Annotated in this window: 8 protein-coding genes; 6 read left to right on the top strand and 2 right to left on the bottom strand. The window is 74.9% G+C overall.

Translation table 11 applies throughout. The features are described 5' to 3' along the window. Nucleotides 1–45: 45 nt before the first annotated feature. From ACGFIB_RS12175 to ACGFIB_RS12190, 4 genes are all read left to right on the top strand, one after another. Nucleotides 46–2,403 (top strand): DUF5682 family protein, encoded by a 2,358-nt coding sequence (locus ACGFIB_RS12175; RefSeq protein WP_393371008.1) that lies wholly within the window; start codon nt 46–48, stop codon nt 2,401–2,403. Next, nucleotides 2,403–3,536 carry a VWA domain-containing protein gene (locus ACGFIB_RS12180; protein WP_393371010.1) on the top strand — a complete coding sequence of 378 codons (1,134 nt, stop codon included), beginning with the start codon at nt 2,403–2,405 and terminating at the stop codon, nt 3,534–3,536. The genes ACGFIB_RS12175 and ACGFIB_RS12180 overlap by 1 nt, the downstream gene beginning before the upstream one ends. A 29-nt stretch (nt 3,537–3,565) precedes the next feature. After that, nucleotides 3,566–4,918 (top strand): MFS transporter, encoded by a 1,353-nt coding sequence (locus ACGFIB_RS12185; RefSeq protein ID WP_357256715.1) that lies wholly within the window; start codon nt 3,566–3,568, stop codon nt 4,916–4,918. Between the two features lie 108 nt (nt 4,919–5,026). Further along, nucleotides 5,027–6,022: an enolase C-terminal domain-like protein gene (locus ACGFIB_RS12190; protein ID WP_142570201.1), complete on the top strand. Its 996-nt coding sequence runs from the start codon at nt 5,027–5,029 to the stop codon at nt 6,020–6,022. A 152-nt stretch (nt 6,023–6,174) separates the two neighbouring features. Here ACGFIB_RS12190 and ACGFIB_RS12195 read toward each other — a convergent pair whose 3' ends face one another. Together ACGFIB_RS12195 and ACGFIB_RS12200 are read right to left on the bottom strand one after the other, a co-directional pair. Continuing rightward, complete coding sequence (locus ACGFIB_RS12195) at nt 6,175–7,761, bottom strand: LCP family protein (protein ID WP_393371014.1); 1,587 nt, start codon at nt 7,759–7,761, stop codon at nt 6,175–6,177. 99 nt (nt 7,762–7,860) lie between these two features. Then, nucleotides 7,861–9,366, bottom strand: a complete 1,506-nt coding sequence (locus tag ACGFIB_RS12200) for an alpha/beta hydrolase family protein (protein ID WP_393371016.1) — start codon at nt 9,364–9,366, stop codon at nt 7,861–7,863. Between the two features lie 127 nt (nt 9,367–9,493). On the opposite strand from ACGFIB_RS12200, the gene ACGFIB_RS12205 reads away from it, so the two are divergent. Beyond that, the gene (locus ACGFIB_RS12205; protein ID WP_393371018.1) at nt 9,494–10,594 is read left to right on the top strand and encodes an exonuclease SbcCD subunit D; all 1,101 of its coding nucleotides are present in this window, start codon (nt 9,494–9,496) and stop codon (nt 10,592–10,594) included. A gap of 37 nt (nt 10,595–10,631) precedes the next feature. Continuing rightward, the gene (locus ACGFIB_RS12210) at nt 10,632–14,135 is read left to right on the top strand and encodes an AAA family ATPase (RefSeq protein ID WP_393371021.1); all 3,504 of its coding nucleotides are present in this window, start codon (nt 10,632–10,634) and stop codon (nt 14,133–14,135) included. Nucleotides 14,136–14,166 lie beyond the last annotated feature (31 nt).

The following is a 14,166-nucleotide window of genomic DNA, read 5'->3' on the forward strand; positions in this document are numbered from 1 at the left end:
GTACCGGGTTCGCCCGCGCAGGGTTCGCCCGCGCCAGGTTTGCCCGTGTCGGAGGTGCCGGTGCCGCGACTGTCGGTGCTGGGGGTGCGGCACCACGGGCCGGGATCGGCCAGGGCCGTGCGTGACGAGCTGAACAGGATCAGACCCGATCTGGTGCTCGTCGAGGGCCCGCCCGAGGCCGACGGCCTGGTGGCGCTCGCCGCCGACCCCGGCATGCGCCCGCCCGTCGCGCTGCTGGCGTACGTGCCGGGGGAGCCGTCGCGGGCCGCCTTCTGGCCGTTCGCGGAGTTCTCGCCGGAGTGGCAGGCCATCGCCTACGCGGCCAGGGCGGGCGTCGAGGCGCGGTTCTGCGACCTGCCCGCCGCGCACAGCCTCGCGCTCGACGCCGACCCCGTACGGCGCGATCCCATCGGCGAGCTCGCCCGCGCGGCCGGGTACGACGACCCGGAGCGGTGGTGGGAGGACCTGGTCGAGCACCGGGGCGAGGCCGGGACGCTCGACGTGGTCGCCGAGGCGATGCGGGCCGTGCGCGAGGGGCACGTCGCGGAAGGCGCCGAGGCCCGGCGTGAGGCGTACATGCGCAGAACGCTGCGGAACGCGGCGCGAGAGGGCTTCGCCCGGATCGCGGTGGTCTGCGGCGCCTGGCATCTGCCCGCGCTGTCCCCGCCTGTCCTGACCCTGCCCGCGCCCGTGCCGCCCTCGCCTACGCCGTCCCCGCCTACGCCGTCCCCGCCTACGCCGTCCCCACCCGTGCTGCCCTCGCCCGTGCCGCCCTCGCCCGGAGGCCGCGCCCGCCGGAGCGGCCCGCCCGCCGGGTCAGGCTCGGACGCGCCGGACGGGCCCGGACGAGCGCCCTCCCCGGCCGAGGACGAGCGGCTGTTGCGCGGCCTGCCCAAGGTCAGGGTCGAGATGACGTGGGTGCCGTGGACCCACGGACGGCTCGCCGCGGGAGCGGGCTACGGCGCGGGCGTCGCCGCGCCCGGGTGGTACGAGCACCTGTTCACGGCGCCCGACCACCCGGTGGAGCGCTGGCTCGCCCGGGCCGCCGCGATCCTGCGGCAGGAGGATCTGCCGGTCTCCTCCGCGCACGTCATCGAGGCCGTACGGCTGGCGGAGGCGCTGGCGGCGCTGCGCGGCAGGCCGCTCGCCGGGCTGTCGGAGGTCACCGAGGCGGTCAGGGCGGTGCTGTGCGGCGGCGACGAGCTGCCGGTCGAGCTGGTCCGGCGGCGGATGGTTGTGGGGGAGCGGCTCGGGCGGGTGCCGGACGCCACGCCGATGGTGCCGCTGCGGCGGGACCTGCGCGACGAGCAGCGGCGGCTGCGCATGAAGCCCGAGGCCATGGCCGGGGAGCACGACCTCGACCTGCGCAGGCCGCTCGACCTCGGCCGAAGCCGGCTGCTGCACCGGCTCGCCCTGCTGGACGTGCCCTGGGGGACGCCGCGGCGGGCCCGGAGCAAGGGGACGTTCAAGGAGTCGTGGTCGCTGGAGTGGCGTCCCGAGCTCGACGTGGCCCTCATCGAGGCCGCCGTTTGGGGGATCACGGTCGAGGCGGCGGCGTCGGCACGCGTCCGCGACCTCGCGGGCGGCGCCGGCCTGCCCGAGCTGTCCGCTCTGGTCGAGCGCTGCCTGCTCGCCCACCTGCCGGACGCGCTGGCGTACGTCCTGGGGCGGATCGAGGACCGGGCGGCGCTCGACGGCGAGGTGCGCCATCTCATGGGGGCGCTGCCCGCGCTCGTGCGGGCCCGCCGGTACGGGGACGTGCGCGGCACCGAGGGGCTCGGGAGCGTCACCGAGTCGATGCTCGCGCGGATCTGCGCCGGGCTGTCCCCCGCCCTCACAGGGCTGGACGAGGACGCGGCCCGCGAGATGGCGGCGCTGATGGACGGCGTCCACACGGCGGCCGGGTTGATGGGGAGCGGCCGGTGGCTCGCGACGCTGGCCGGGATCGCCCGGCGCGACGACCTTCCGGGGCTGCTCGACGGCCGGATCGTGCGGATCCTGTTCGACGCCGAGGCGCTGGAGGACGACGTGGCCGCCCGCATGGCGCGCTCGATGTCACCCGGCAACCCCCCGGCCCGGTCGGCGGCCTGGATGGAGGGCTTCCTGTCCGGGGGCGGCCTGCTGCTCGTCCACGATTCGCGCCTGCTCGCCACCGTCGACGCCTGGCTCACCGGTCTGTCACCCGAGGCGTTCGTGGACGTGCTGCCGTTGCTGCGGCGCACGTTCGGCGCGTTTCCGGCGCCGGAACGGCGGATGATCGGCGGGCGGATCCGCTCCGGCGCCGATCCGCGTCCCGGTTCGCCGGGCGCCGACGAGGGGGCGGACTACGACGACGGGCTGGCGGCGGGGGCCGTGCGGACCGTGCGCGACATCCTGGGACGAGGGACGGGCGGGAGGCCCTGATGGACGGCGAGGACGAGCGGCTGCGCCGCTGGCGGCTGGTGCTGGGCGGCGCGGCCGAGGGGACCCTGGAGGGCGCGGACGCCCGGATGGACGCCGCCCTCACGGCCCTCTACGACGGGCAGGAACGGCGCGGCGCCGGCCTCGGCGCGTCCGCGCCGCGGGTGGCCCGATGGCTGGGGGACATCAGGGAGCACTTCCCCGCGGGCGTCGTGCGGGTCATGCAGAAGGACGCCGTCGAGCGGCTCGACCTGACCCGGCTGCTGCTGGAGCCCGAGATGCTGGAGGCCGTCGAGCCCGACGTGCACCTGGTGGGCACGCTGCTGTCGCTGGGCAGGCTGCTGCCGGAGCGGGCCCGCGAGTCGGCCAGGGCCGTCGTCCGCACGGTCGTGCGGGAGCTGGAGGCGCGGCTCACGCGGCGCACCCTGACGGCCGTCAGCGGCGCGCTCGACCGCTCGGCGAGGACCCACCGGCCGAGGAGGGTGGCCGAGGTCGACTGGAACCGTACGATCCGGGCGAACCTGCGCAACTACCTCCCCGAGCGGAAGACCGTCGTGCCGTCCCGGCTGGTCGGGTACGCGCGCGGGCAGCGGGCCGTCCAGCGGGAGGTCGTGCTGGCCGTCGACCAGAGCGGTTCGATGGCCGCCTCGGTGGTGTACGCGGGCGTCTTCGCCGCGGTGCTCGCCTCGATGCGCTCGCTCAGGACCTCGTTCGTGGCCTTCGACACGGCCGTGGCCGATCTGACCGACCGGCTGGGCGACCCCGTCGATGTGCTGTTCGGCACCCAGCTCGGCGGCGGCACCGACGTCAACCGGGCCGTGGCCTACTGCCAGAACCTCGTCACCCGGCCGGCCGACACGATCTTCCTGCTGGTCAGCGACCTCTACGAGGGCGGGCCGCGGGAGCAGATGCTGCGCAGGATCGCCACGATGACCGCCGCCGGGGTCCAGGTGATCGTGCTGCTCGCGCTGTCGGACGAGGGGACGCCGCAGTACGACCACGACAACGCGGCGGCGCTGGCCGCGATGGGCGTGCCGGCCTTCGCCTGCACGCCGGACGCCTTCCCCGATCTGATGGCCGCCGCCATCGAGCGCCGGACCTACGACCAAGGTCGCGTTTACACGCCAGGACGGTGATTTGTAATGTCCGCAATATGTCTTCGGTAATGACCGCTCCAGCCGTCTTCAGCCAGCGTTACCGTGCCCTGAGCGTCGGGATCGTGGCCCTGGTGATGCTCGTGGCGTTCGAATATCTGGCGGTGGCCACCGCGATGCCCCTGATCGGCCGGGAGCTGAACGGCTACCACCTGTACGGCCTCGCGTTCAGCGGCGGCATGGCGGCCACCATCATCGCCACGGTGGTCGGCGGGCGCTGGAGCGACGCACGGGGGCCGTTCCCCGCCCTGTGGACGGGAGTGGCGGGATTCGTCGCCGGGCTGGCCGTCTCCGGGTTCGCGCCCGACATGGAGGTCTTCCTCGTCGGGCGCTTCCTCCAGGGCCTCGGCGGCGGCATGTTCAACGTGGCCCTGTACGTCCTCGTCGCCCAGGCGTACCCCTCCGCCATGCACCCGCGGGTGTTCTCCGCGCTGGCCGCGGCGTGGGTGCTGCCGTCCGTGGTCGGCCCGGCCGTCACCGGCTTCGTGGCGGAGACCTGGAACTGGCGCTTGATCTTCCTGGGCGTGGCGGTGCTGTCGGTCCCCGCCGCGCTGATCATGTGGCGGGGACTGCCCGCCATGGCCGGGCAGCCGAGAGAGGCGATGGGCCGGGCCTTCCTGCCCCGGTTCGCCTGGGGCGTGTGCGCCGCGATCGGCGCGGCCCTGCTGCAGTACGGCAGCGGCGCGGCGGGTGCGGGGATCGTCCTGGCGGTCGCCGGCGTGGTGATCCTCGCGCTGGCGCTGCCGAGACTGCTGCCCAAGGGGACGCTGCGCGCGGCCCGCGGGCTGCCCACCGTCATCGCGCTGCGCGGCCTGGCGGCCGGATCGTTCTTCGCCGCCGAGGTGTTCGTCCCGCTGATGCTGGTGCAGGAGCGGGACCTGAACACGGCCGAGGCCGGGCTCGCGCTCACCGGAGGGGCCCTCGCCTGGTCGCTCGGCTCGTGGATTCAGGGCCGCAGGCCCCACGCGCGTGCGCTGACCATCCGCGTCGGCGCGACGCTGATCGCCACCGGCATCTGCGTCACCGCTCTGATCGTCATTCCGGCCACGCCGGCCGTCGTGGTCTTCGCGGGCTGGGTCGTGGCGGGCCTGGGCATCGGAATGGTCTTCCCGACGTTGTCGGTGCTGGTCCTGGAGCTGTCCGCGCCGGGGGAGGAGGGCCGCAACAGCGCGTCGCTGAGCATCGGGGAGTCGGTCTTCTCCGTCGTCGCCGTCGCGGTCACAGGGGCCGTGTTCGCCGCGTACGGGGGCCGGCCGTGGGTCTACGTGACGTGCCTGGGTCTGCTCGTCGTCATGGCGGGCATGGCCACTGTCGTGGGCGGCCGTTTCGAGCACCGCCGCGAAGCGGGCACCATGGAGGTCTAGGAAATCCCGGAGATCCCGCCGTGGACCAGGCCGGCCGGACGCAGCGCACCCGAGGCGCCGCCGGGACGGCCTTCGGCGGGATCCGGGGGAAGAGACGAGGGGATCCGAGTGCCGCGTGTCCGAGAGCTGGAGGTCTTCCGGATGACCCTGCCGTACGGCAGGCGTCCGGAGACCGTCCTGATAAAGATCACGGACTACGGCGGCATGGTCGGCTGGGGTGAGGCCGTCGATCCCGCCGAGGCCGGCCCGCTGGAGCGGGGCGTGCCCGCGCTCATCGGCCTCGACTGGGAGCACCCCTCGGAGCTGGGGGAGATCCCCGGTGGCGCGGCCGGCGACATGGCGTGCTGGGACCTGTGGGGTCGCATGAACGGCGTCCCGCTCTCCCACGCCCTCGGCGGCAGCCGTACGTCGCTGATCGCGACCGTCAGGCTGACGGCTGACCGCTCGCTCGAGAGCATGGTCGCCCGGGTGAACCGGCATGTCTGCGCGGGCTACGGCCACGTGACGCTCGACGTCCATCCCGGCTGGGACGTCGAGCCGCTGCGCGCCGTGCGCGCCGCCTATCCCGGCCTGGCCATCGCGGTGGACGGGCGCGGCGCCTACACGGAGATCGCGCAGCTGGAGGCGCTGGACGCCTACGGGGTGGTGGCGATCGAACGCCCCTTCAAGGACCTGCTGACCAGCGCCGACCTGCAGGACCGAGTGTCGGCCTCGGTCGCGGTCGAGGTGACCTCCGTGTCCGAGCTCGACGAGGCGGTGAGCCTCAAGGCGGGCCGGGCACTGCTGCTGCGCCCCGCGAAGTTCGGCTCGCTCGGCGCCGTACGGCTCGCGCACGACCGCGCGGTGGAGGCCGGGTGGGACATCGTCTGCGCGGGCGGCCTCGGCGCGGGGCTGGCCCGGGCCGCGACGGTCGCCGTCGCCAGCCTGCCCGGCTGCTCCCTGCCCAGCGACGTGGCCGAGCCGCCGCGAAGCGCCCAGGTGGTGCTCCCGCCGGTCGGCGCGTCCGGCGGGGTCGTCGCCGTGCCGCTCACCCAGCCCGGTCTCGGGCACACGGTGGACGAGGACCGGGTGCGCCGCATGGCCCGCGAGTCGTTCCGCGTCTGACAGCGGTGACGTAGCCGAGCCTCCCGGCGCAGGCCGGCCCGGCGTCCGCAGTCGGCACTCGCGCGCGGTCACCGGCACTCGTACGGTCACCGGCACTCGCGCGCGGTCGCCGGGACTCGTGCGGTCACCGGCGCCGGCGAGAGCGGACAGGCTCAGCGCGCCATCGCCGTGTGCGGCGCCCCGCAGCCGTCGTCGATCGGGCTGGGCGTCCCCGGCGAGAGCACCGGCGTGGGGGACGGCGACGGCAGGGAGTGCCGGTGCCGGTGCGGCCGCAGAGCAGTCGAGGGCGAGGAGCCGGACGGCGTGCCGGAAGGGCCGGCCTGGGCGTTGCCCGACGCGTTGCCCGACGCGTTGCCAGACGCGTTGCCAGACGCGTCAGCGGAGGCGTGGACCGAGGCGCGGATGGCCTTGGCCGTGAGCAGCCGGATCCGGTCCCAGTCGGGATAGGCGGTGTTGATCAGGGGCGGCACGAACTGCAGGCTGGTGATCGGAGCGTGCTTCACCTTCCAGGCCAGCGGCACCAGGTGCTCCAGCATGGGCCGGGGCACGTCGGTGCTGATCATCCTGCGCGTGGCCGCCGCGATCTCGGTGAACCGCGTCAGCACCGTGGCCGGGTCGGCCTGGGAGAGCAGGGCCCCGAGGACACAGCGCTGCCGGTGCATCCGGTCGAAGTCGTCGCTGAAGGTGCGGGAGCGGGCGTACCACAACGCCTCGTCGCCGTTCAACCGCCGGATGCCCGCCCTGACGGTGCCCTCGTTGTGCAGGCCGTACACGATGTCGCGGTCCACCGCCACCACGAGCCCGCCGAGGGCGTCGATCATCTTCGCGAAGCCCCAGATGTTGACCAGGGCGTACCAGTCGATCCGCAGGCCCAGAATGTGGCCGACCGTCTCCTTGAGGACCTCGGCGCCCATGTGCCGCCGCCCGCCGAACAGCTCGGGATGGTCGTCGGCGTACTGCCACACCGAGAACAGCAGGTCCTCGCGCCAGCCGGGGTGATACTCCGGAAGCTGGAACCCGAAGGGGAACCGGGCGGCCATGGCGCTGCCCGGGGGAAAGCGGACGTGCTCCAGGTTGCGCGGCAGGCTGAGCAGCACGGTGTTGCCGGTCCGCACGTCCACGCTGGCGACGTTGATGCTGTCGGTGCGCATCCCGATCCGGTTGTCGCCCCAGTCGCCGCCGAGCAGGAGCACGTTGACCCGGTCGCGGCCCGCCCACGGGTCGTCCCGGCGTACGGCGCCGCCCGCTTGGGCGGTCCCGCCCGGCGCGGCGAACATCGCGTCGATGGTCTGCTCGGACACGCGGACATATCGGGCGGCGACCGCGAACGGCGCCGCGACGACGACCGCGAGCACGCCCGCGACCAGCCCGGTGATGATCTGCCCCTTGCGGGGCAGCCGTCCGGGGCGCAGGACGACGTACGAGCGGACGACCAGCCAGAACCAGGCGACGGCACAGGCCGCGAACACCAGTGAGATCTGGCCCAGCCAGCCCAGCGCGCGCCCGGCGAGGCCCGCGTCCGCGCCGACGGCCACGCACGCGACGGCGACGACTCCGGTCAGGTAGCCGCCGAGCAGGAGCAGCCCGGTGCGCCACCGGCCCGCCCGCAGGTGCGCCGCGCCGGGCAGCACCGCCGACAGCGCCACCCAGCCGATGAGCGCGGCGGCTCCGAACACCGGCCCGCTGCGACGCGTCGCCGGCGGGGCACCGTTCCGAGGCGCCAGATCAGGGGTGACCACGCGTCAATTGAAGCGACACCGGCCGCGGAAAACTCGTGACCGCCCCGAGCCGGAGCAGTTCATACCCGGATTTGACCGAGGCTCGACCGGGGGCATGACCTACCAGGGGAAGGCGAACAGGCCGTAGTAGGCGGCGGTCAGCAGCAGCAGCGCGGTCCCGCCGAGCACGCCGGCGAGCACGCTCCTCTGCCAGAGCGTCGGCTCCCAGCCGTCCCGCAGGCCGCCGATCACCGCCGCGAACGTCGTGACCGTCTGCACGAGCATCAGGATGGCGAGCAGGCGCACGACCAGCCATCCGGCCTGCACGGCGGGCCACGCACCTGCCTGGTTGACCGAGAACAGCACGATGAGCGTGATGAACGCCAGGACGGCGGCGAGCTCCCCGAGGCCGGTCCAGGCCATCCGGCGCAGCCGCCGCCGGATGGCCGGCCACAGCTGCGCGTTGACCTCCACCCTGGCCTGCAGCCGCAGGTCGCGCCCGCGCAGCCGGACGACCATCTCGGTCACCGGCGCCGCGACGTAGCCCACCGCGGCCAGGCACAGCGCGAGCCACAGGAACGTGCTGTCCCCCCACCACGGCGCGGCCGGCACGTCGGCCGCCTCGAAGCGCTGCACCGGCGTCGCCCCCGCGATCGCCACCGGGGGCCTCGCCGTGCGCGGCAGGTCCTTCATCCAGTTGACCAGCGTGGGCAGGTAGTCCGCCGCGAACCGCCCGCCGCGGATCCGCATGGCGTGGTCGGCCCCGGCGAGGAAGCGGATCGTGTAGTCGGTGTTGCCGCCCTCGGCCAGGGCGCCGGTGAGCGCCTCGGTGCTCTCCACGAACGGGATGGACGGGTCGTCGGTGCCGTACAGCGCGAGGACGGGCTGGGTGATCCCGCGCAGGGCCGGCGCCCCGTCGTAGCGCAGGAAGTCGAAGCCGACCCCGCCCATCGCCCGGGTGAGCAGGTCGCGTACGCCGGTCGGGGCGTGCAGGCGCAGCAGTTGCTCGTTCAGCGCCCAGGCGACCTGGCGCAGCGGTGAGACGTTCGGAGAGGAGACCAGGACGACGAACGCGGCCTGCGGATCGCGCTCGGCGGCGATCGGGACGACCCAGCCGCCCTCGCTGACGCCCCACAGGCCGGCTCGCGCCGGGTCGACGTCGTGCCGCCCGCGCAGCACCTTCAGCATGCGCAGGGCGTCGTCGGCGAGCAGGCCGAAGTCGCGGCTGCGGAAGGAGTAGCCCACCGTCCGCTTGTCGTAGGCCAGCGTCACGACGCCCGCCCGGGCCAGCCACTCGGCCTGCTGGGTGAACTCGCCGCCGTCGCCCGACCCCGAGCCCTGCACGAACACCATCGCGGGGTGGCGCCCGGGGGACAGGGGCGTCCTGATCGTCGCCTTCAGCGTCTCGTTCTGCGCCGGCACGAGCAGTGTCTCGGTACGGAACCGGTCGGTTCGGGTGACCGGCCGCGCCTCGGCGGCGGGCTGAGGAGGTAAGTCGCGAAACTGGGGCGAAGCGGACATAGGTGGGGGATCGAAGGCCGGCGGGGAGAGCACGTGGCCGACGGTGGCGAGCACCACCATCAGCACACCGGCGATCACCCCGAGAGTGCCCCGGCCGACGTTCATGAGGCCGCTCCCCCATGCGTACTCGTGATACCGAATCCAGGCTAAGTCATTACTCCTTGTTTGCGTCATGCACCAGAGGGGTGGTTGAGGCCGCGTTTGTCGGTGGGACCTGTTAGCTTCCTGCGACATGCGTGTCCTGCACAGCTCCGACTGGCATCTCGGCCGGTCGTTCCACCGCGAGAGCCTGCTCGGCGCCCAGGCCGCGTTCGTCGACCACCTGGTCAAGACCGTGCGGGCCGAGCGCGTGGACGTCGTGGTGGTCTCCGGCGACGTCTACGACCGTGCCCTGCCGCCCGTCGACGCGGTCGCGCTGTGCAACGAGGCACTGGCCAGGCTCAAGGCCCTCGGGGTGCACGCCGTGCTGATCAGCGGCAACCACGACTCCGCCGTACGGCTGGGCTTCGGCGCCGACCTCATGGAGCGGGTGCACCTGCGCACCGACCCCGGCAGGGCCTGGGAGCCGGTCACGATCGGCGACGTGGCGTTCTTCGGCATCCCCTACCTTGAGCCCGAGCTGGTCAGAGGGCCGTGGGAGCTGGCCGAGCGCAGCCACACCGCCGCCGTCACGTACGCGATGGACCGTGTGCGTGCGCATCCGGCGGCGCGCAGGGTCGTGCTCGCCCACGCGTTCGTCACCGGGGGAGAGGCCAGCGACAGCGAGCGGGACATCAGCGTCGGCGGGGTGTCGCACGTGCCGTTGAGCGCGTTCTCCGGGGTCGACTACGTGGCGCTGGGGCACCTGCACGGTCGTCAGGTGATGAGCGAGACGGTCCGCTACAGCGGCTCGCCCATCGCCTACTCCTTCTCCGAGGCCGGCCACACCAAGGGCTCCTGGCTGGCCGACCTCGACACCGGCCGGACGGAGTTCGTCCCCGCCCCCGTGCCCCGGCCGGTGAGCACGGTGCGGGGCCGCATCGACGACCTACTGACCGACGGCCGTTTCGAGCGGTATGAGGACCACTGGCTGCAGGTGACGCTGACCGACCCGGTGCGGCCGCGCGAGGCGATGGAGCGCCTGCGCCGGCGCTTCCCGCACACGCTGGCGCTCGCCTTCCAGCCGGACGGCGTGGTGGACGGACCGGCGGGCCGGGCGAGGATCGACGGCCGGGCCGAGATCGAGGTGGCGCTCGACTTCGTCCGCGAGGTGCGTGGCGAGCCCGCGGACGACGACGAACGGCGTCTGCTGCAGGAGGCGGTCGAGGCATGCCGTATCAAGGAGAACGCGTGAGCCGCCCACCCGGCCGGCGGACGAGTGAGGAGGGCCGGTGAGGCTGCATCGGCTGCGCCTGGTCGCGTTCGGGTCGTTCCCCGGGACGGAGGAGGTCGACTTCGACGCGCTCGGCGAGGCGGGCCTGTTCCTGATCCACGGGCCGACCGGCGCCGGCAAGACGACCGTGCTCGACGCCGTCTGCTACGCCCTGTACGGCAGGGTGCCCGGCCAGCGGGAGAGCGCCAGGAGCCTGCGCTGCGACCACGCGCCGCCCGATCGCGGGCCGTCGGTCACGCTGGAGCTGACGATCCGGGGCAGGCGCCTGCGCATCACCCGGTCGCCCTCCTGGATGCGGCCGAAGCTGCGGGGCTCGGGCCTGGTCGAGGAGAAGGCCAAGGCCCGGATCGAGGAGCTGACCGAGCCGGGCGGGCAGTGGATCGTGCGCAGCACCCGCAGCGACGAGGCCGGCGACTTCGTGAACACGCTGACGGGCATGACCGCGGCCCAGTTCTGCCAGGTCGCGATGCTGCCGCAGGGCGAGTTCGCGAAGTTCCTGCGGGCCGGCGGCGAGGAGCGGAGGGAGCTGCTGGAGCGGCTGTTCTCCGTGCGGGTGTTCGGCGACGTGGAGCGGTGGCTGGCCGACCATCGCACACGCACGTGGCGGGACGCGCAGGAGCGGGGCCAGCGGGTCGAGTCGGTGCTCGACCGCATGCGCGGCGCGGCGGGCGACGACCTGCCGCTGCCCGGGGACGCCGACGACCCCGCCGCCTGGGCGGGGGAGGTGCTCGGCCTCGCCCGCGGCGCGCTCGCCGACGCGGTCGCGGCCCGCGGGGCGAGCCAGGAGGCGCTGCTGGCGGCCCGCGCCCGTCTGGAGGAGGGCCGGGCGCTGGCCGACCGGCAGCGCAGGCACGCCGCCGCCCTCGCCCGGCGGCAGGAGCTCGACGCGGCGGCGGACGAGCGGTCGGACCTGGAGGCGATGCTCGACGAGGCCGCCCGGGCCGATCGGGTGGCGCCGCTGATCCGGCAGGCCGCCCAGCGGGCGGAGGCCGCCGCCAAGGCGCGGCGGGTGGCCGCCGACGCCGTGCTCCGCGCGCTTCCCGGCCGCGGGCTGGGGCGCCACGGAGACTCGGGTGTGGAGCGGCCGGATACAGAGCGGCCGAACGAGCGGATCGACGCAGAGCGGATCGACCTGGGGCGGGTAGACGAGCGAATCGACACGGAGCGGCCGGACTCGGAGCGGCCGGATCCGGAGCGGCTGGCCGTGCTGGAACGGGAGCGGCGCGACGAGGTCGCCCGGGTGCGCCAGATCCTCCCGGAGGAGGCCCGCCTGCGGCAGGTGCGAACCGAGCACGCGGACGCCGAACGCGGGCTGGCGGAGCTGACCGAGGAGGAGGCGGAGCTGACGCGGCGGCTGGCGGCCCTGCCCGCCGAGCGGCTCGACGCCGAGGAACGGCTCGCCCGGTCGCGTACGGCGGCGGCGAGCCTGCCGGGCCTGACGGCAGCCAGGGACGCCGCGCTCCGGCTGTGGGAGGTCACCGGGCAGGCCGAGCTGCTGGACGCCGAACTGGCGCGGCTCGCCGAGGACGAGGCGCGGGCGCTGGCCGCGCGGGCCGAACTGCCGGAGTTGCTGGCCGGCGCCGAGGAACGGCTCAGGGGCTTACGCGACATGGCCGCGCGTGTCCCCGCGCTGGAGGCCGCGGCTCATATGGCGCAGGAGCGGCTGGATGCCGCGCGGTCGCGCGACACCTTCACGGCCGACCTGGAGCAGGCCGAGCACGACCGGCGCGCCGCCGTCGACCTGGCACAGGAGCGTCGCGACCGGCTTCAGGAGGTCCGCCAGGCCAGGATCGACGGTATGGCCGCCGAACTGGCGGCCGGCCTCGTGGCCGGGGCGCCCTGCGCCGTCTGCGGCGCCACCGAACACCCCCGTCCCGCCGCGCCCGCCGCACGGGCCGCGACCGCGGACGACGAACTGGCGGCGCAGGAGGCGTTCGAGGCCGCGCAGCGGGCCCGCGAGGAGGCGGAGGCGAGCGTCGCCGCCCTCTCGTCGCGGCTCGGCGACGCGGCGGCGCGCGCCGCCGGCCTGTCTCAGGAGGACGCGTCCGCCGCCCTCGCCGACGCGCGCGAGGAGCTGGCGCGGCTGCGCGCGGCCGAGACGGCGGTCGCGGCGGGAGAGGCGGAGGCCGGGCGGCTCGCGGCGGAGCTGGAGTCGGCCCGCGAGCGGGCCGCCGAGCTGACCGGGCTGCTGACCGAGACCAGGACCAGGCGGGAGGCCCTGCTCGCGGAGGGGAGGCGGCTCGCCGCCGGTCTGGAGGGCGACCTCGCGACGGCGGAGGCCGACCTGGAACACGCCCGGTCCCTGGCCGCGGCCGAGGAGGAACTGACCGCCCGCGCCGCCCGGCTCGCCGCCGAGCTGGAGGATCTGGGTGCGCGGGCCGCGCGCACCGGTGCGGCCCTGGCCGAGGCGCGCGCGCACAGGGACGCGCTGGAGGCCGACCAGCGCCGGCTGGCCGAGGTGATCGACGCGGCCCGGGGCGAGGACCCCTCGCTCGCCGCCCGCCTCGACCGGTTGGGCGAGGAGGCGGACCTGCTCAGGGAGGCGGCCGAGGCGGCGGCCTCGGCCGCCGCCGCCGACCGCGAGAGCGAGACGGCACTGGCCGAGGCGGCCAGGGCCGCCGGCGGGGAGGGGTTCGCGAGCGTGGAGCACGCGGCGGCCGCCGTGCGCACACCAGAGGACCGGGAGGCGATGTCCGAGCGCCTGGGACACCTGGACGCCGAGCGGGCCACGGTCGAGGGGCTGCTCGCCGATCCCGAACTGGTCGCCGCGGCGGCCGAGCCTGCCGCGGACCTGCCGGAGCTGGAAGCCGGCCACGAGCGGGTCGAGCGGGACCACACCGCCCGCACCTCGGCGCGCGACCGGGCGAAGGGCAGGCTCGACCAGCTCACCGGGCTGGCCAGCGAACTGGACGCGGCGCTGCGCGCCTACCGGCCCGCGGAGGAACGGCACCGCCTGGCGCGCCGGCTCGCCGAGCTGGCGACCGGCACGTCCGGCGACAACCGGTGGCACATGAGGCTGTCGGCGTACGTGCTGGGCGAGCGCCTCCGCCAGGTCGTCGACGCGGCGAACGAGCGCCTCGACCGCATGTCGAGCGGGCGCTACCTGCTGCGGCACGACCTGAACCGGTCCGCGGGCGACCGGGGCCGGTCGGGCGGCGGGCTGGGGCTGCGGGTGCTCGACGCGTGGACCGGCGTCGAACGCGACCCCGCCACGCTCTCCGGCGGGGAGAGCTTCATCACCTCGCTCGCCCTGGCGCTCGGCCTGGCCGACGTGGTGACCGCCGAGGCGGGCGGCGCGGAGATCGGCAGCCTCTTCGTGGACGAGGGCTTCGGCACCCTCGACGACGAGACGCTCGACGACGTGCTCGACATCCTCGACGGCCTGCGCGAGGGCGGCCGGGCCGTCGGCGTGGTCAGCCACGTCGCCGAGCTTCGGGTGCGCATCCCCGCCCAGCTTCGGGTGGTGAAGGGCCGTTCCGGTTCCACCCTGTCGCACCGCTGAGCTCAGCCGCCGGAGCCGCCGCCGCCGGGGC

The organism is Microbispora bryophytorum (assembly GCF_043197435.1).
Classification (GTDB): Bacteria; Actinomycetota; Actinomycetes; order Streptosporangiales; family Streptosporangiaceae; genus Microbispora; species Microbispora bryophytorum.

What these genes read in the sequence shown, in the direction of transcription:
- ACGFIB_RS12200 (WP_393371016.1), bottom strand. Translation starts at nt 9,366, where the DNA reads ATGAACGTCGGCCGGGGCACTCTCGGGGTGATCGCCGGTGTGCTGATG.
- ACGFIB_RS12205 (WP_393371018.1), top strand. Translation starts at nt 9,494, where the DNA reads ATGCGTGTCCTGCACAGCTCCGACTGGCATCTCGGCCGGTCGTTCCAC.
- ACGFIB_RS12185 (WP_357256715.1), top strand. Translation starts at nt 3,566, where the DNA reads ATGACCGCTCCAGCCGTCTTCAGCCAGCGTTACCGTGCCCTGAGCGTC.
- ACGFIB_RS12180 (WP_393371010.1), top strand. Translation starts at nt 2,403, where the DNA reads ATGGACGGCGAGGACGAGCGGCTGCGCCGCTGGCGGCTGGTGCTGGGC.